Here is a 17,535-nt window from a genome sequence, read left to right on the forward strand (position 1 = left end):
ATGAATTGGACGAATCCCACAGAGTGCGGGGCCATGACCGGGCAGCTCCTGAAGATTCCCGGAGGTTCCGTTCACCATGTGGTGATCTTCGCTACGGACGATTGGTGAAGCGTCCCAACAACTTTCAGGAGGCACCGTGCGTAGAGTGTTGATCGCCAACCGCGGTGAGATCGCCGTAAGAATCGCACGAGCCTGCCGCGATGCCGGGATCACCGCAGTGGCGGTGTACGCCGATCCCGACCGCGACGCACTGCATGTCCGCACCGCTGACGAAGCCTACGCACTGGGCGGCGACACCGCGCAGTCCAGTTATCTGAATGTCGAGGCCGTGCTCGCCGCGGCACGGGCCGCGGGTGCCGACGCGGTACACCCCGGCTACGGCTTCCTGTCGGAGAACGCGGATTTCGCCGCCGCGGTCCTCGCGGCCGGCCTGATCTGGATCGGTCCGCCGCCCTCGGTGATCCGCGATCTCGGCGACAAGGTCACCGCCCGCACGATCGCGGTCGCGGCGGGGGCACCGATCGTGGCGGGCACTCCCGGCCCGGTGTCGGATCCGGACGAGGTCGTGGCGTTCGCCCGTACACACGGGCTGCCGGTCGCCATCAAAGCCGCGTACGGCGGCGGTGGTCGCGGGCTCAAGGTGGCCCGCACGCTCGAGGAGATCCCGGAGTGCTTCGCCTCGGCGGTCCGCGAGGCCACGGCCGCGTTCGGTCGCGGCGAATGCTTCGTCGAACGCTATCTGGATTCCCCGCGACACGTGGAGACCCAGTGCCTTGCCGATGAGGCAGGCACCGTGGTCGTGGTCTCGACCAGGGATTGCTCGCTCCAGCGCCGTCATCAGAAGCTCGTCGAGGAGGCGCCCGCGCCGTTCCTCACGCCCGCGCAGCACAGTGCGCTGGTCGAGTCCTCCAAAGCAATCCTGCGTGCCGCGGGCTACCGCGGCGCGGGCACCTGCGAGTTCCTGATAGGCGCCGACGGCACCCTGTCCTTCCTCGAGGTCAACACCCGATTGCAGGTGGAGCACCCGGTCTCGGAGGAGGTCACGGGTATCGACCTGGTCCGCGAGCAGTTGCGCATCGCCGCGGGTGGTCTCCTCGACTACCCCGATCCCCCCACGCGTGGTCACTCGATCGAATTCCGTATCAACTGCGAGGACGCCGGGCGCAACTTCACGCCGATGCCGGGCACCATCACCGGCTACCGGACCCCGAGCGGGCCGGGGGTGCGGGTCGACTCCGGGGTCGAGGCGGGCACCACGGTCGGTGCGAACTGGGATTCGCTGCTGGCCAAGCTCATCGTCACCGGCGAGGACCGGACCCAGGCGCTGCAACGGGCGGCGCGCGCGTTGAGCGAGTTCCAGATCGATGGCATCGCGACCGTGCTGCCACTGCACCGCGCGGTGGTCACCGACCCCGACTTCACCGACGCGCCTTTCCGCGTGCACACCCGCTGGATCGAGACCGAGTTCGACAACGTCATCGAGCCCTACCCGGATACCGCCGCCACGCCCGGTGCCTCGGCGCCGCGCGAGACGGTGGTGCTCGAAGTCCGGGGCAAGCGGGTGGAGGTGACCCTGCCCGCGCGCGGCCACAAACCGGCGTCCCGGCCCTCGCCCCGCCCCAACCGCGCGAACGCCACCACGACACCGAGCGGCGACTCACTGACCGCCCCGATGGCCGGGACGCTCGTGAAAATTGCTGCCGCCGAAGGTGATTCCGTGGCATCCGGGCAGCTCATCGCGGTGATCGAGGCGATGAAGATGGAACAACCGGTCACCGCGCACAAGGCAGGCACTGTCGTCGGCCTGATCACCGACATCGGCACCAGCATCGGCAGCGGCGCCGTGCTGTGCCGGATCCAGAACTGAACCGCAGAGGAGCCGACACCGGATGCATACGACAGTCACGGTCGCCAGGACGACCACCACCGCGGCCCGCGACCGCCTGGCGGCGAAGTTCGCCGAGCACGATGCCGCGGCCACCCCGACGGACGCGAAAATCGTTCGCCGCCAGCTGTTCCACTATCACGACGACCTGTTCATCCACATCGTCGACAGCGATACGCCCCTGTCCGGCGAGCCCGACGGCCCCGACGTGGGTGGCGACATCGCACCGTTCGACACGACGGCGCGTGCCCAGCGCTACTACCACTGGCTGCCCGGCCCGGTGGACCCCGCCATGTTCAGCACCCTCGTCGTGAATCGCCTCGTCCCCGAACGCCGCCCGCAGGTCGCGCAGCTGTTCGCCGACTTCGACACCACCGACGTCCCGCATCGGATGGGCACCCGGCGCAGGCAGCTCTTCGCTCTCGGCGGCGTCTATTTCCACCTGCAGGACTTCGAGACCCCCGACGGCGGTGAGGTGATCGCGCAGGCCTGGAAGCAGGCCGACCCACGCTTCATCCAGATCTGCGACGACCTCGACCCCTTGATCGACAAGTACGACTCGACGAGCTGGCGCAAGCCGGCCGACGCGGTCGCACACCGCTTCTACCACTGGGAGGCACAGTGAACACCCGGCGCGTCGTCATCACCGGAATGGAGGTGATCGCCCCCGGCGGAGTCGGCACCAAGCAGTTCTGGGAACTGCTCACCGCCGGCCGCACCGCCACCCGGCGGATCAGCTTCTTCGATCCCGAACAGTTCCGGTCCAAGGTCGCGGCCGAGGTCGACTTCGACCCCGAACTGCACGGCCTGACCCCCCACGAGATCCAGCGGCTCGACCGTGCCGCACAGTTCGCCGTCGTCGGCGCGCGCAGCGCGGTGGCCGACAGCGGACTCGAATTCGACAGCATCGACCCGTATTCGATCGGGGTCGCGCTGGGCAGCGCGGTCGGCGCGACGATGCGCCTGGAGCAGGACTACCGCGTCATCAGCAATGGCGGGCGGCTGGAACTGGTCGACCAGAAGTACGCCGACCAGCACCTCTACCATCACCTGTCCCCCGGCTCGTTCGCCGCCGAGGTGGCCTTCGCGGTCGGTGCCCAGGGCCCTGCGACCGTGGTGTCCTCGGGCTGCACCTCCGGTCTCGACTCGGTCGGCTACGCCGCCCAGCTCATCGCCGAGGGCTCGGTGGACATCATGGTCACCGGCGCCTCCGACGCGCCGATCTCGCCGATCACCATGGCCTGCTTCGACGCGATCAAGGCGACCACCCCGCGCCACGATGCCCCCGAAACCGCGTCCCGGCCCTTCGATGCCTCGCGCACCGGTTTCGTCCTCGGCGAGGGCGCGGCCCTGTTCGTCCTCGAGGAACTGTCCGCGGCCCGGCGGCGCGGTGCGCACATCTACGCCGAGATCGCCGGCTACGCCACCCGCGCGAACGCCTATCACATGACCGGCTTGCGCCCGGACGGCGCCGAGATGGCCGAGGCCATCCGGGTGGCGCTTGGCGAGGCCAGGATGCCCGGTGACTCGATCGACTACATCAACGCGCACGGCTCGGGCACCAAACAGAACGACCGGCACGAAACCGCCGCGTTCAAGCGCAGTCTGGGCTCGCACGCCTATGACACCCCGGTGAGCTCGATCAAGTCCATGGTCGGGCATTCGCTCGGCGCGATCGGCTCCATCGAGATCGCGGCCTCGGTCCTGGCGATCGGCGCCGATGTGGTGCCGCCGACGGCGAATCTGCACACCGCCGACCCCGAATGCGACCTGGACTACGTGCCGATCACCGCCCGTGAGCACCGCACCGACACCGTCCTCACGGTGGGCAGCGGCTTCGGCGGCTTCCAGAGCGCGATGGTCCTGACGACCCCGAAGGAAGTGGCGGCATGACCGCGGTACTCGACGACACCCGCGCGGTGGTCACCGGCATCGGCATCACCGCACCCAATGGTCTGGGCACCCAGCCCTATTGGGACGCGGTGCGCGCGGGCCGCAGCGGCATCGGCCGGCTCACCCGCTTCGATCCGGCGGGCTATCCGGCCACCCTGGCAGGCGAGATCGACGACTTCGATCCCAAGCAGTACCTGCCCAATCGCCTTCTCCCCCAGACAGATCAGGTGACCCGCCTCGCTCTCGTCGCGGCGGAATGGGCACTGGCCGATGCCGGTGTCGACACCGACAAACTCGACGACTTCGACATGGGCGTGCTCACCGCCTCGTCGTCGGGTGGATTCGAATTCGCGCAGAAGGAGCTCGGCAATCTGTGGAGCCGGGGTAGCCGCTTCGTCAGCGCGTATCAGTCCTTCGCCTGGTTCTACGCGGTCAACAGCGGTCAGATCTCCATTCGTCACGGTATGAAAGGGCCCAGCGGTGTCCTGGTCAGTGACCAGGCGGGCGGGCTCGACGCGATCGCGCACGCGCGCAGGCAGATTCGCAAAGGCACCGCGCTGATGGTGTCGGGCGCGATGGACGCCACGCTGTGCCCGTGGGGGTGGGCGGCGCTGTGGACGAGCGGCCGGCTGCACGCGGGCACCGATCCCGAAGCCGCCTATCTGCCGTTCGATTCGCGTGCGGCGGGCCATGTTCCGGGTGAGGGCGGCGCGATCCTGATCCTCGAGTCCGCGGCCGCCGCCACCGCGCGTGGCGCCCGCAGCTACGGCGAAATCGCGGGATACGCGGCCACTTTCGATCCCGCACCGAGCACCGGCCGCGAACCGGCCCTGCGCGCCGCGATCGAGCGGGCGCTCGCCGATTCCGGACTCGCACCCAGCGATATCGACGTGGTGTTCGCCGACGCCGCGGGCCTGCCCGAGCACGACCAGATCGAGGCCGAGGCGATCACCGCGGTCTTCGGCCACCGCGGCGTTCCCGTCACCGCACCGAAAACCATGACAGGACGGCTGTATTCGGGCGCGGGCCCGCTGGATGTCGCCACCGCCCTGCTCACCATGTCGACCGGCGAGATCCCGCCGACGATCAACGTCACCCCGAACTCCGACTCACCACTGGACCTGGTGGTCGGTGGGGTGCGGCACGCGACGGTGCGTGCCGCACTCGTCCTGGCACGCGGCTACGGCGGATTCAACTCCGCCATGGTCCTGACCGCACCCGAAGGAAGGGAAATCTCATGACATTCACCCTCGACGACCTGACCAGGATCCTCCTCGAAGGTTCCGGCGAACCCGAGAACGTCGACCTGGAATCCGACATCCTCGACCTCACCTTCGACGACCTCGGCTACGACTCGCTGGCCATGCTCGAGACCGCCAGTCGCGTCGAACGCGAATTCGGGGTGACCCTCGACGATTCGACCGTCATCGAAGCGACCACACCGCGCGCCTTCCTCGACGCGGTGAACGCCCTCCTCCCCGTTCGCACCCCCTAGCAGGAGTCATCATGTCGAAAGCACACGCAGTGGTCACCGGCGCCACCAGTGGTATCGGGCTGGCCGTGGCCCGGCTGCTCGCCTCGAACGGACACACCGTCTACCTCGGCGCACGCACCGCGGAGAACGTGGCCACCACCGTCAAGGAGTTCACCGAAGCCGGCCTCGAGGTGGACGGCAGCGCCGTCGACGTGCGCTCGGGTGAGTCGGTGCACGAGTTCATCGAGGCCGCCACCGCCCGGTTCGGCCCGGTCGACGTGCTGGTCAACAACGCGGGCATCAGCGGCGGCGGCGTCACCGCCGACCTGCTCGACGAGATCTGGGACAACGTCATCGACACCAACCTCAACAGCGTCTTCCGGATGACGCGTGAGGTGCTCAACACCGGCGGGATGCGGCACCGCAGTCGCGGCCGGATCATCAATATCGCCTCGACCGCGGGCAAGCAGGGCGTGGTCCTCGGTGCGCCGTACTCGGCGTCCAAGCACGGTGTCGTCGGGTTCACCAAGGCGCTCGGCAACGAGCTCGCCCCGACCGGCATCACCGTCAACGCGGTGTGCCCCGGCTACGTGGAAACGCCGATGGCGCAACAGGTTCGACGCAACTACGCCAGCTTGCAGCAGAGCACCGAGGACGCGGTGATGGCCAAGTTCACCGCCAAGATCCCGCTCGGCCGCTACTGCACTCCGGAGGAAGTGGCGGGCCTGGTCGGCTACCTCGCCTCCGACACCGCCGCCTCCATCACCGCCCAGGCGATGAATGTCTGTGGCGGACTCGGGAACTACTGAAAGGGGATCGATCATGTCCGCATCCGTATCCGTCACCGCTACCGGCCGTGCCGAGCACTCGATCGAGATCGCCGCGTCGGCGGCCACCGTCTACCGGCTGCTCGCCGAGGTGCAGAACTGGCCACAGTTGTTCCCGCCTACCATCTTCGCCGACTACCTCGACAACGACGAACGCGAACAGCGCATCCGAATCTGGGCCACGGCGGGCGAGGACGTCAAGCACTGGGTGTCGCGGCGGGTACTCGATCCCGAGCAACGCCGCATCGAGTTCCGCCAGGAGGTCAGCAGCCCGCCGATCGCCGCGATGGGCGGTACCTGGATCATCGAAGCGCTGTCGGTGAACCAGAGCAACGTCCGGCTGCTGCACGACTACCAGGCCACCGACGAAGACCAGCTGAGCTGGATCGACCAGGTGGTCGACCGCAATTCGCGCACCGAGCTCGCGGCGCTGAAGCGCAATATCGAACTCGGTGACGCGGGCACCGACGCGACGTTCTCCTTCACCGACACCGTCGAGGTGGCCGGTACCGCCGCCGACGTGTTCGGGTTCATCAGCGAGGCCCAGCTGTGGCCCGAGCGGCTGCCGCACGTGGCGGGGGTCGAGCTGATCGAACCGGGCCCCGGCATCCAGTCACTGGCGATGGACACGGTGGCGATGGACGGTTCCCAGCACCGCACGATGTCGTATCGAATCGTGTTCCCGGACACCATGATCGCCTACAAGCAGCTCACCATGCCCGCGCTGATGACACTGCACACCGGGTACTGGACGGTGCGGCCGACCGAGGGCGGGGTGGCGGTGTCGTCGCAGCACAGCGTGGTGATCAACACCGACAACATCACCGCGGTGCTCGGTCCCGATGCCGATGTGGCGACGGCGCGGGAGTACGTGCAGCGGGCGCTGAGCACCAACAGCATGGCGACCCTGCGCCACGCCAAGAAATTCGCCGAGGAACGGTCATGAGCTCCGTCGAGGCGAGTGCGGCGGTCCTCTCGCCGGGCGTGCACCGGATAACCCTGGACGCGGCGGGAATTCCGATATCCGGGCTGCTCAGCACACCCGCGCTCGCCCTGCCCCGGGCCACCATCGTCGCGCTGCACGGGGCCGGCATGTCCGCCGCCTATTTCCACGGCCGCGCCCACCCGGACGTCTCGCTGCTCAGCACCGCCACCCGGCTGGGCTACGCGGTGCTGGCACTGGACCGTCCCGGCTACGGCGCCTCCGCCGACGCCCTGCCGGACGGTCAATCCCTGACCGACCAGGCCGACACCGTGCGTGCCGCGCTCGCCGACTTCACCACCGACAACGAGACCGGCGCCGGGATGTTCCTGCTCGGCCACTCCTTCGGCGGCAAGCTCGCCCTCACCCTGGCGACCGAGGGCGAGTTCCGCGGCGTCGACGTCTCGGGCTGTGGGCACCTCTACAACGAGGACACCGAAACCAAGATGTGGCAACGCAATTGGGGCGACCTCCAGTTGTATCCGCCCGGCACCTTCGCCAGGGCGGGCGCGGCGGTGGACTCGACACCGATCCTGGAACTGGTCGACGCCGCCGCCTGGCCACAGACCTTCGCCGAACTGGCCGATCGCATCCGGATTCCGGTGCGGTTCAGCTTCGCCGAGCAGGAGAAGTGGTGGCGCACCGACGATGTCGCGCTCGCCGACCTGGCCGCCCTGCTGGCCTCGGCACCCCGCCGCGGCTTGACCCGTGTTCCGCAGGCCGGCCACAACATCAGCCTGGGCTGGGCGGCACGGGCTTATCACACGAGCGCGCTGGCCTTCTTCGAAACCTGCCTGCTCGACCGCGCCGCGGCCTGAGTGAGAGGACACCGCTGTGACCGAGGAATACACGCTTCCGTTCACCTCCGAGGGTGACGTGAACCGGCTCGACGAACTACGTCTGCGCAAGGAACTGGCCGAGCTCGGGCCCGACCCGGCCGCGACTGAGCGCCAGCACGCCAAAGGCAAACTCACTGCCCGCGAACGTATCTCGCTGCTGCTCGACCCGGGCTCGTTCACCGAACTCGAACCGCTGCGCAGGCATCGGGCCACCGGGTTCGGCCTCGAGCACAGCAGGCCCTACACCGACGGCGTGGTCGCGGGCTGGGGCACCGTCGACGGGCGGACCACCTTCGTCTACGCCCACGACTTCCGGATCTTCGGTGGTGCGCTGGGCGAGGCGCACGCCGAAAAGATCCACAAGGTCATGGATCTGGCGATCAGCGCGGGAGCGCCGCTGGTATCGCTGAACGACGGTGCGGGCGCTCGGATCCAGGAAGGTGTCGCCGCGCTGGCGGGGTACGGCGGCATCTTCCGGCGCAACACCGCTGCCTCCGGAGTGATTCCGCAGATCAGCGTCATGCTCGGCCCCTGCGCGGGCGGGGCGGCCTACTCCCCCGCGCTGACCGACTTCGTGCTCATGGTGCGCGGCACCGCGCAGATGTTCATCACCGGACCCGACGTGGTCACCGCGGTCACGGGCGAATCGGTGACCCTCGACGGGCTCGGCGGCGCCGACATCCATGCCGAGCGTTCCGGTGTCGCGCATTTCGTCCACGATGACGAGGCGACCTGCCTCGCCGATGTGCGCTATCTGCTCTCCTTTCTGCCACAGAACAATCGGGAACTGCCGCCGCTGGTGCCGACCGACGACCCGGTCGACCGATCCTGCCCCGCGCTCAGCGACCTCGTCCCCGACACCGGGACCACGCCCTACGACATCCGCGCGGTGATCGCCGAAATCGTCGACGACGGTGCGTATCTGGAGATCCAGGAACGCTGGGCAGGCAATATCGTCATCGCCCTGGCCCGAATGGACGGTCACACCGTCGGTTTCGTCGCCAACCAGCCGAACTGCCTGGCGGGCACGCTCGACATCAGCGCCAGCGAGAAGGCGGCGCGCTTCGTCCAGATGTGCGACGCGATGAATATCCCGCTGATCACGCTGCTGGACGTGCCGGGGTTCCTGCCCGGTGTCGGACAGGAGCACAACGGCATCATCCGGCACGGCGCGAAACTGCTCTACGCCTACTGCAACGCGACCGTGCCGCGGATCTCGATCGTGCTGCGCAAGGCCTACGGCGGCGCCTACATCGTCATGGACTCGCGCAGCGTCGGTACCGATCTGGCGCTGGCCTGGCCGACCAACGAGATCGCGGTGATGGGTGCGCAGGGCGCCGCGAATGTGGTGTTCCGCAAACAGATCGCCGCCGCCGACGACCCCGACGCGGCCAGGACCGAGCTCGTCGCCCGGTACGCACGCGAGCTGATGCACCCCTACTACGCCGCCGAGCGCGGCCTGGTCGACGACGTGATCGACCCCGCCGATACCCGCTCGATCCTGATCCGGTCACTGAACATGCTGCGCGCCAAGCACTCCGAGCCGCCGGTCCGCAAACACGGCAACCCACCCCAGTAGGAGGACCCATGTCCGATTCCATAGCACTGGTCGATCCGCGGATCGAGCTGAGCGAAGAGATGATCGCCGCCGTCGCCGCGGTGTTGCTCACCTACGACGAGCCGGCAGCGGAGCTATCCATCCGCCGGGTTGCGGCGCCTTACACCAGGTTTCGCAATCCGCGTGGCTGGCGGTAGCCCGTGCCCCGGCCCGACGACCTGATCGGCACCTGGCAACTCGCGTCGTTCCACGACACCGATCCCACGGGCGCGCCGACGACAGGCCCACTCGGCGCCGAGCCCGCCGGGTTCCTCACCTACACCGCGTCCGGGCACCTCTCGGTCGCGATGATGCGCACCGCCCCTGGCGAACCCGCGTTCATGGGTTACGCGGGTACCTGGCGCATCGAGGACGGTGTGCTGCGCCATCACATCCTCGTCTGCTCGCGCACCGACTGGGTCGGCGAGGAACAAGTCCGCATCGCCGAGCTGACCGACGGTCTGCTCACCATCCGCACCACCCCCGACAACGGCCGCATTGTGCAGTGGCGCAAGGCCGAAGCAGCACAGGAGAAGCATGCGATTCGAAGGTAAGACCGCTCTGATCACCGGATCGAGCGAAGGCATCGGCTACGCGATCGCGGCGGCGCTGGTCGCCGAGGGCGCCAAGGTGGTGCTCACCGGACGCCGCGAGAAGGAACTGGCCGAGGCGGCGGGCACCCTCGACGCGGCCTGGATCAGTGGTGACATCGCCGACCCGGACACCGCGCACCGGGCCGTCGACCACGCGGTCGAGCAGTTCGGTGGGCTGGATCTACTGGTGTGCAATGCCGGAATCCTCATTCCCGGTGTGGTTTTCGCCCAGCCGATGGAGCAGGTCAACCGGATCATCGACGTCAACCTGCGCGGCACCATCGCCACCGTCGCCGCGGCGGCGCCCGTGCTGGCCGAGCAGACCGGCTCGTCGATCGCGGTCATCTCCTCCTCCATCGGCCGCAAACCCGGACCCGGCACCGGGATCTACGGCGCTACCAAGGCCGCGTTGCAGTACCTCGTTCCGACGTGGGCAAGTGAGCTGGGCCCCATGGGAATTCGGGTGAACAGTGTGTGCGCCGGCATTACCGAGACCCCCGGTTTCCGCGCGGGCGCCGAGGCGATTCCCGGACTCGAGGCGGGCGTCGTCGCCACGAATGTCATCAAACGCATCGCGACCGCCGACGAGGTCGCGGCGCCGGTGCTGACTCTGCTCGACTCCGCCGGTGCCGGTTTCGTCACCGGCTCCATCTGGGACATCGACGGCGGCTACGGACTGGGAGCACACCATGGCTGAACATGACGTGATCGTCGTCGGCGCGGGCCACAACGGCCTGACCGCCGCTGCCTACCTCGCCAAGGCGGGCCTGGATGTGGTGGTGCTGGAATCGAAATCGGAGATCGGTGGTGGCGTCGTCAGCGAAGCGGTGACCCTGCCCGGTCACCAGCACGACCTGCACGCCGCCGCGCACATCTTCATCCACGGCAACCCGATGATCGTCGACGACGAACTGGGCCTGCTCGCCGAGCACGGGCTGAGCTATGTCTATCCCGACCCCAGCATGTCGGTGGTGTTCCCCGACGACGACTTCATCGCCTTCTATCACGACGTGTACAAAACGGCCGAGACGATCGCGCGGATCTCCCCCGTCGACGCCGAGAACTACTTGCGTTTCTACGCATTCGCCAGTCCGCTGCTCGACCAGCTGCTGCCCGCGATGTTCAATCCACCGGCTCCGCTCGGTGCGCTGTTCGCACAGCTCGAACAGTCCGAGGTCGGCCAGGAGACGATGCGGGTGCTCATGATGAGCTACCTCGACGTCTGCCACGAATGGTTCGTGCACCCGAAAGTCAAAGCGGCCCTGTGCCGTTGGGTCTCGGAGCTGCTCATCTCGCCGGATGAGGGCGGCACCGGCGCGTTCCTGCTGCTGATGGTCCCGTTCATCCACCGCTACGGCATGGGTTTCGCGGTGGGCGGCTCGCAGTCGTTGTCCGACGCGCTCGCCGCGGCGCTGCGTGGCTACGGCGGCACCATCCACACCGGCGCGAAGGTCGAGCAGTTCCATTTCGACGGCGACCGGGTGAGCGGGGTGCGCTGCGCCGACGGCACCGAGTTCACCGCGCGCCGCGCCGTGCTGGCCGACCTCAATATCAAGCAGCTGCCCGCGATGGTGGACCACCGGTTCGGCGCCGAGTGGGAGCGCAAGGTCGACCGGATCAAATCGGCCAGTTTCCGTTTGGTCGCGGGACATCTCGTGCTGAGCGAGGCGCCCGAATTCCGGGCGGGGCCCGAGGTCACCGAGGCCGGATTCCAGGAGGTCGCCCTGGATCTGCCCGACTTGCTGCGCACCTTCGACCAGCTCAAATACGGCGAACCGGTGCACACCATCCCGACCGTCTCGACCGCCACCCGCTGGGATCCGACCAGGGCACCCGCCCCGCATCACACGCTCTACCTGCTCGGTTATGCCCCGATGGAGCTGGCCGAGGGCGATTGGGACAGCCGCAAGGAGGAGATCTTCGATCAGGTCTTCGCCACCTTCGCGGGGATGACCACGAACATCGGTCCCGATCAGGTGCTGTCACGGGTGGTCCACAGTCCACTGGACATGGAGCGCTACAACGAGGCCTGGGTGGACGGCGATCCCGGCCATTTCGGCTGCCAGCTGTTCCAGTTCATGGGGATGCGACCGCTGCCGAACATGGGTTACCGGCTGCCCGCCGAGGGGTTCTATCTCGTCGGGCCGTCGACCCATCCCGGGCAGGGTGTCACCGGTGGTGCCAGAGCCGCCGCGCTGGCGGTCCTCGGCGATCTGGGGATGGGCGCCTGATGAGCACCGAACCCGGCCCCGCCGAAGTCCAGGAAGCGATCACCGAACTGCTGCGCACCGAGGAACTCGCCGCGCTGGCCACCATCGACGAGCACGGCGCACCGTCGACGTCGGCCATGCACATCGCCGCCGACGGCCTCATCGCCTACATGCACACCTTTCAGTTCAATCGCAAACACGCTCAGATGCAACAGAATCCGAATGTCAGCTATGTGGTGAGCCATATTCCGCCCGGCGGTTTCGCGGGTCGCCACGCCATTCATTCGGTGCAGATCCAGGGCCGCGCCACCCTGGTCACCGATCCCGCCGAAATCCAGCGGGCCGTCACACTGAGCTTCGAGCAGTTCCCCTGGCTCGCCGATATGTCCCTCTACGACAATGTCAAACTCCCCGACGAAGGCCAGCAGGTGTTCTACCGCATCGAACCGACCCGTGGATTGTGGGCCGATCATCGGGTCCGCCAGCTCTGGCGGGTATTCCTGGAGTTCAGTTACGACGGCCGCTCCATCACCGAATGCCGTCCCTATCATTCGGCCCGCCGAACCGGCTGAGCTCCAGTTGTGAAGCCACACAGTCGGCTTGACTCGATCAACCGGAACTGGCCAAGCTGGCTGTGTGTTTCGCACCGGGTGGGGAAATTCGCGTCGGCTGAGCAGAGCTCTCACGATCGCTACGGCGGCCGTGGTCGTGTCGTTCACCGGCACGTCCGCGGCCGGTGCCGTGCCGTTCACGGCACCGGTAATACACACGCCCGCAGGGGGTTTCGAGGAACTGGTCGTGCCGTCGAGCATGGGCCCGATCAAGGTCCAGGTGCAGTGGGCCGCGCGCGGCGGCAGCTCGGCGCTGTACCTGCTCGACGGTCTGCGCGCCCCCGCCGACCACAGCCAGTGGACCACCGACACCGACGCGCTGCGCCAATTCGCCGGTGACGATGTCACTGTGGTGTTCCCGGTCGGCGGCCACTCCAGCTTCTACACCGACTGGTACCGGCCGAGCAGCACCAACGGTCAACCGACGACCTACAAGTGGGAGACGTTCCTCACCCGCGAACTGCCCGACTTCCTGGCCGGATACGGCGTCTCCCGCACGAACAACGCCATCGTCGGCGTCTCCATGGGCGGCAATGCCGCGATGACACTGGCCGCCCACCATCGCGACCAGTTCCGGTTCGCCGGGTCGTTCTCCGGTTTCCTCAACCCGGCGGCCCCGATGTGGAACCAGGTCATGCGCGCGGCCATGCTCGATGAGGGCAGGTTCAACATCGACGACATGTGGGGCGCCGCGGGCGACCCCGCGTGGAGCCGCAACGACGCCACCGTCCAGGCCGAACTGCTGCGCGGCCTGCCGCTGTACGTGACGAGCGGCAACGGTGTACCCGGGCCCCTCGACCTCCCGAGCGGCGTCGGTAACACGATCAACGCGGCGGGGATCGAGGCATTCGCCGTGGTCACGGCGAGCGTCTTCCGCGACCGCACCGCCGCACTCGGCATCCCGGCCCGCGTCGACTTCACCAACGGCACCCACACCTGGCCGTACTGGCAACAGTCCCTCACCACCGCCCGCCCCATGATCCTGGACGCTCTTTCCGCCTCTCCGGGTATTTTGCCGGTCGCAGGTGGTCGATGAGTTTCGTGCCGGGCCGACGGTAAATGCGGTTCAACTTCTGGGCAGTTGGGGAGTTACCCATGTTCTTGCGAAATCAGTGGGCAGCTACGGTGCTCGGATGTCCACTCGCATCCTCGTGCTCGGTGGTGCGCGGTCCGGCAAGTCGGCCTATGCCGAGGGCCTGCTGGCCGACGCGCACGCGGTCCGCTATCTCGCTACCGCTGTCCTCGATCCCGCCGATCACGACTTCGCCGACCGGATCGCCGTCCACCGCGACCGGCGCCCCGCGCACTGGACGACCGTCGAGAACACCGAGCCCGCAACGGTCCTCGCCACCGGGGCGCCCGCGACCCTGCTCGATGACATCGGCACCTGGCTCACCGCGCGGCTGGATGCCCGCGCGGCCTGGGACGCGCCGCGCGGCACCGTCGGCCCCGACTGCGATGTGCTCGTCGACGCCGTCGAGGGCTACCGCGAGCGGTTGGTGATCGTAACGCCCGAGGTGGGAATGGGCGTCATTCCCGCGACCCGCTCGGGGCGGCTGTTCCGCGACGAGATCGGCACGCTGAACCAGCGTCTCGCGCAGGCATGTGACGAGGCGTATCTCATCGTCGCCGGGCTGCCGATTCGATTGAAATGAGCCGGGTCGGTCGGCGCCGCGCGCCGTGATCCGGGCAAGATGAGCGTCGAACACCCCGTACCACTTCCGAAAGGCTTGCCAGTGACTCACGGATTCGACCCGGTCGCGGCCCCGGACGCGCAGGTGCGCGCGGCGGCCGAGCAGCGTCAGACGCAGCTCACCAAACCGGCCGGATCGCTGGGCCGGCTCGAGGAACTCGGTAACTGGGTCGCCGCTTGCCAGGGCGTGTGCCCGCCCGCGCAGTTCGAACGCGCCAGGGTGGTGCTGTTCGCGGGTGACCACGGCGTGGCGAAGCACGGTGTTTCGGCGTACCCGAGCGAGGTCACCGCGCAGATGGTGGCCAATTTCCTGGCGGGCGGCGCGGCAGTGAACGCACTGGCCGCCGTGGCGGGCGCGACCGTGCGCGTCGTCGACATCGCCGTCGACGGGGACACCGAACCCTCGGTGTCCCAGCACAAGGTGCGCCGGTCGAGCGGTTCCATCGACCGCGAGGACGCCCTCACCGAAGCCGAGGTCACCGCCGCGCTGGCCGCGGGCCGCGCGATCGCCGACGAGGAGATCGACGCGGGCGCCGACCTGCTCATCGCCGGTGACATGGGGATCGGCAACACCACCCCCGCCACCGTCCTCATCGCCATCCTCACCGGCACCGAACCCGTCGCCGCGGTCGGCCGCGGCACCGGCGTCGACGACCAGGGCTGGATTCGCAAGGTCGCCGCCATCCGCGACGGCATGCGCCGCGCCCGCCCCGTCGCCACCGACCCCGTCGACCTGCTCCGTGTCGCCGCGGGCGCCGACTTCGCCGCCATGGCCGGTTTCCTCGCCCAGGCCGCCATCCGCCGCACCCCTGTTCTGCTCGATGGCGTCGTGGTCACCGCCGCGGCCCTGGTCGCCGAAGACATCGCCGCGGGCGCGAAAGCCTGGTGGCTCCCGGCCCACCGCTCCACCGAGCCTGCCCACGACCTGGCCTTGAAGCACCTGCGCCTGACCCCGCTGATCGATCTCGAGATGCGCCTCGGCGAAGGCTCCGGCGCCCTCACCGCCCTCCCGATCCTGCGCGCCGCCGTCGCCACCCTCGCCGAGATGTCGACGTTCGCCGACGCGGGCGTCAGCACGGGCGCCGCGGAATCGGACACCGTCGACCTCGCGAAGTGAGCAGGTTCGGCTCGGCGGTCGAGACCTCGCCGTGAACGCCCTGAGACTGGCAATCTCCTGGCTCACGGTCATCCCGGTGCCGGGCCCCGCGAAGGTGGACCGGCGGACCGCCGGCCACGCGATCACCCTCGCCCCCCTGATCGGCCTGGCGCTGGGAGCGGCCGCGGCGGCCGGCCTCTGGCTGCTGGTCGGCGCGGGCCTGACCAGCCTGCTCGCCGGTCTGCTCACCGTAGGTCTGCTCGCCATGCTCACCCGGGGCATGCACCTCGACGGACTGGCCGACACCGTCGACGGCCTCGGGAGCTACGGCCCACCCGCACGCGCTCGCGAGATCATGAAGTCCGGCGGCGCGGGCCCGTTCGGCGTCGCCGCCCTCATTTTCGCCATCGCTGTCCAATCAGTCGCCTTCGCGACCTTGGCCGATCAGCAGCGCTGGGTCGCGATCGTCCTCGCCGTCGCCGCGGGCCGAGTCGCCGTCGTCCTGGCCTGCCGCACCGACATCCCCGCCGCCCCCGACGCGGGTTTCGGCGCGTTGGTCGCGGGCACTCAGCGCCGCGGCGCCGTGCTGATCTGGTCGGCGCTCGCGGTTGTCACCGCGGTCGCGGCGGTCCCAGCCAACCTCTGGCTCGGCCCCGTCGTGGTGATCGCCGCCCTCGCGCTGACCGTCGCGATCACCCGCCACTGCGTCCGCCGTTTCGAAGGCCTCTCCGGCGATATTCTCGGAACTGTCATCGAAATCACGGTTTCGGTTGCCGCGGTGGGCTTCTCGCTGGCGTTATAGCCGATCACGAACTCACCCCAAACTCCGACTGTCCACAAGTCCGGGACATCGACGGTTGTGTGGTCCCACAGACCGTCCGGTCAACGGTACTCGGGTGGGTCGCCAGCACACCGGTGGCAATACAGTGGAGCGCATGTCATCCGAGCGCCTCTACTTCCGCCAGCTGCTGTCCGGCCGGGATTACGCCGTCGGCGATCCGATCGCCACGCAGATGCGCAACTTCGCGTATCTGATCGGCGACCGGGAGACCGGCGAGACCCTGCTGGTCGATCCCGCCTACCAGGCAGCCGACCTCGTCGACGTCGCGGCGGCCGACGGCATGCGCGTGTCCGGCGTACTCGCCACCCACCATCATCCCGACCATGTGGGCGGCACGATGCTCGGTTTCACCCTCGGTGGCGTGGCCGAACTGCTCGAGAAGACCAGCGTCCCGGTGCACGTCAACAAGCTCGAACTGGACTGGGTCGCCCAGACCACCGGCATCGCGCCGAGCGAGCTGACCGGCCACGACCACGGCGACAAGGTGAAGGTCGGCGCCTTCGACATCGAGTTACTCCACACGCCCGGCCACACCCCGGGCAGCCAGTGCTTCCTGTTCGACGGTCGCCTCATCTCCGGCGACACCCTGTTCATCGACGGCTGCGGCCGCACCGACTTCCCCGGCGGCGACTCCGAAGAGATGTTCCGCAGCCTGCGCCAGCTCGCCGCCCTCGACGGCAACCCAGTCGTCTACCCCGGCCACTGGTACTCCGAAGCCCCGAGCGCCGCACTGACTTCCGTGTGCGACAGCAACTACGTCCTGCGCCCGAAGTCCCTCGGCGAATGGCAAGCGTTGATGCCGGGATAACAACTCCCGTAAACCCAGGTCCGCCATGACCGCACTCCCCACCACCGCACTCCCGACCCTTAGGGAGGGACGGCCACGAAGTGGCCGGGGCGGGGGCGGGGGCGAGGGGGGAGAGAACAAAAACCAGCACCAAAAAGAAAAAGAAGAGCACAAGGCCACAGACCAGAAGGGGGGGGGGGGCCCCGC

19 protein-coding genes are annotated in these 17,535 nt (G+C 68.4%); all 19 read left to right on the plus strand.

Features of this window, described 5'->3' with window-relative positions:
• Positions 1-136 precede the first annotated feature (136 nt).
• The 19 genes from ACFWPX_RS16870 (at position 137) to ACFWPX_RS16960 (ending at position 17,349) form a co-directional block, all read left to right on the plus strand.
• Complete coding sequence (locus ACFWPX_RS16870) at positions 137-1,867, plus strand: biotin carboxylase N-terminal domain-containing protein (protein ID WP_378928126.1); 1,731 nt, start codon at positions 137-139, stop codon at positions 1,865-1,867.
• A gap of 22 nt (positions 1,868-1,889) precedes the next feature.
• A complete protein-coding gene (locus tag ACFWPX_RS16875; RefSeq protein WP_378928127.1) occupies positions 1,890-2,510 on the plus strand; it encodes a TcmI family type II polyketide cyclase in 621 nt (206 codons plus the stop codon).
• Positions 2,507-3,778: a beta-ketoacyl-[acyl-carrier-protein] synthase family protein gene (locus ACFWPX_RS16880; protein ID WP_378928128.1), complete on the plus strand. Its 1,272-nt coding sequence runs from the start codon at positions 2,507-2,509 to the stop codon at positions 3,776-3,778. The genes ACFWPX_RS16875 and ACFWPX_RS16880 overlap by 4 nt, the downstream gene beginning before the upstream one ends.
• Positions 3,775-5,019 (plus strand): ketosynthase chain-length factor, encoded by a 1,245-nt coding sequence (locus tag ACFWPX_RS16885; RefSeq protein ID WP_378928129.1) that lies wholly within the window; start codon positions 3,775-3,777, stop codon positions 5,017-5,019. Before ACFWPX_RS16880 ends, ACFWPX_RS16885 begins: the two co-directional genes overlap by 4 nt.
• The gene (locus tag ACFWPX_RS16890; protein ID WP_378921787.1) at positions 5,016-5,273 is read left to right on the plus strand and encodes an acyl carrier protein; all 258 of its coding nucleotides are present in this window, start codon (positions 5,016-5,018) and stop codon (positions 5,271-5,273) included. The genes ACFWPX_RS16885 and ACFWPX_RS16890 overlap by 4 nt, the downstream gene beginning before the upstream one ends.
• A gap of 11 nt (positions 5,274-5,284) precedes the next feature.
• A complete protein-coding gene (gene fabG / locus ACFWPX_RS16895; protein WP_378928130.1) occupies positions 5,285-6,061 on the plus strand; it encodes a 3-oxoacyl-ACP reductase FabG in 777 nt (258 codons plus the stop codon).
• A gap of 13 nt (positions 6,062-6,074) precedes the next feature.
• Positions 6,075-7,025: an aromatase/cyclase gene (locus tag ACFWPX_RS16900; protein ID WP_378928131.1), complete on the plus strand. Its 951-nt coding sequence runs from the start codon at positions 6,075-6,077 to the stop codon at positions 7,023-7,025.
• On the plus strand, positions 7,022-7,879 hold the full coding sequence (locus tag ACFWPX_RS16905) for an alpha/beta hydrolase (protein ID WP_378928132.1): 858 nt from the start codon (positions 7,022-7,024) through the stop codon (positions 7,877-7,879). The genes ACFWPX_RS16900 and ACFWPX_RS16905 overlap by 4 nt, the downstream gene beginning before the upstream one ends.
• Before the next feature lie 16 nt (positions 7,880-7,895).
• Positions 7,896-9,479 carry an acyl-CoA carboxylase subunit beta gene (locus ACFWPX_RS16910; protein ID WP_378928133.1) on the plus strand — a complete coding sequence of 528 codons (1,584 nt, stop codon included), beginning with the start codon at positions 7,896-7,898 and terminating at the stop codon, positions 9,477-9,479.
• A gap of 8 nt (positions 9,480-9,487) precedes the next feature.
• Positions 9,488-9,655 carry a hypothetical protein gene (locus ACFWPX_RS16915; protein WP_378928134.1) on the plus strand — a complete coding sequence of 56 codons (168 nt, stop codon included), beginning with the start codon at positions 9,488-9,490 and terminating at the stop codon, positions 9,653-9,655.
• 3 nt (positions 9,656-9,658) lie between these two features.
• A complete protein-coding gene (locus tag ACFWPX_RS16920; protein ID WP_378928136.1) occupies positions 9,659-10,051 on the plus strand; it encodes a lipocalin-like domain-containing protein in 393 nt (130 codons plus the stop codon).
• Positions 10,035-10,787 carry an SDR family NAD(P)-dependent oxidoreductase gene (locus ACFWPX_RS16925; protein WP_378928137.1) on the plus strand — a complete coding sequence of 251 codons (753 nt, stop codon included), beginning with the start codon at positions 10,035-10,037 and terminating at the stop codon, positions 10,785-10,787. The genes ACFWPX_RS16920 and ACFWPX_RS16925 overlap by 17 nt, the downstream gene beginning before the upstream one ends.
• Complete coding sequence (locus ACFWPX_RS16930; RefSeq protein WP_378921802.1) at positions 10,780-12,321, plus strand: phytoene desaturase family protein; 1,542 nt, start codon at positions 10,780-10,782, stop codon at positions 12,319-12,321. Before ACFWPX_RS16925 ends, ACFWPX_RS16930 begins: the two co-directional genes overlap by 8 nt.
• Positions 12,321-12,872, plus strand: coding sequence for a pyridoxamine 5'-phosphate oxidase family protein (locus ACFWPX_RS16935; protein WP_378921803.1), 552 nt, complete (start codon positions 12,321-12,323; stop codon positions 12,870-12,872). Before ACFWPX_RS16930 ends, ACFWPX_RS16935 begins: the two co-directional genes overlap by 1 nt.
• A gap of 64 nt (positions 12,873-12,936) precedes the next feature.
• On the plus strand, positions 12,937-13,947 hold the full coding sequence (locus ACFWPX_RS16940) for an alpha/beta hydrolase (RefSeq protein ID WP_378928139.1): 1,011 nt from the start codon (positions 12,937-12,939) through the stop codon (positions 13,945-13,947).
• 97 nt (positions 13,948-14,044) lie between these two features.
• Positions 14,045-14,566, plus strand: coding sequence for a bifunctional adenosylcobinamide kinase/adenosylcobinamide-phosphate guanylyltransferase (locus ACFWPX_RS16945; RefSeq protein WP_378928140.1), 522 nt, complete (start codon positions 14,045-14,047; stop codon positions 14,564-14,566).
• Between the two features lie 39 nt (positions 14,567-14,605).
• Positions 14,606-15,721, plus strand: coding sequence for a nicotinate-nucleotide--dimethylbenzimidazole phosphoribosyltransferase (gene cobT, locus ACFWPX_RS16950; RefSeq protein ID WP_378928141.1), 1,116 nt, complete (start codon positions 14,606-14,608; stop codon positions 15,719-15,721).
• A gap of 31 nt (positions 15,722-15,752) precedes the next feature.
• Complete coding sequence (locus ACFWPX_RS16955) at positions 15,753-16,502, plus strand: adenosylcobinamide-GDP ribazoletransferase (protein WP_378928143.1); 750 nt, start codon at positions 15,753-15,755, stop codon at positions 16,500-16,502.
• 133 nt (positions 16,503-16,635) lie between these two features.
• A complete protein-coding gene (locus ACFWPX_RS16960) occupies positions 16,636-17,349 on the plus strand; it encodes an MBL fold metallo-hydrolase (protein ID WP_378928145.1) in 714 nt (237 codons plus the stop codon).
• Positions 17,350-17,535 lie beyond the last annotated feature (186 nt).

The organism is Nocardia sp. NPDC058518, assembly GCF_042719655.1.
In the GTDB taxonomy this organism is placed as follows: Bacteria; Actinomycetota; Actinomycetes; order Mycobacteriales; family Mycobacteriaceae; genus Nocardia.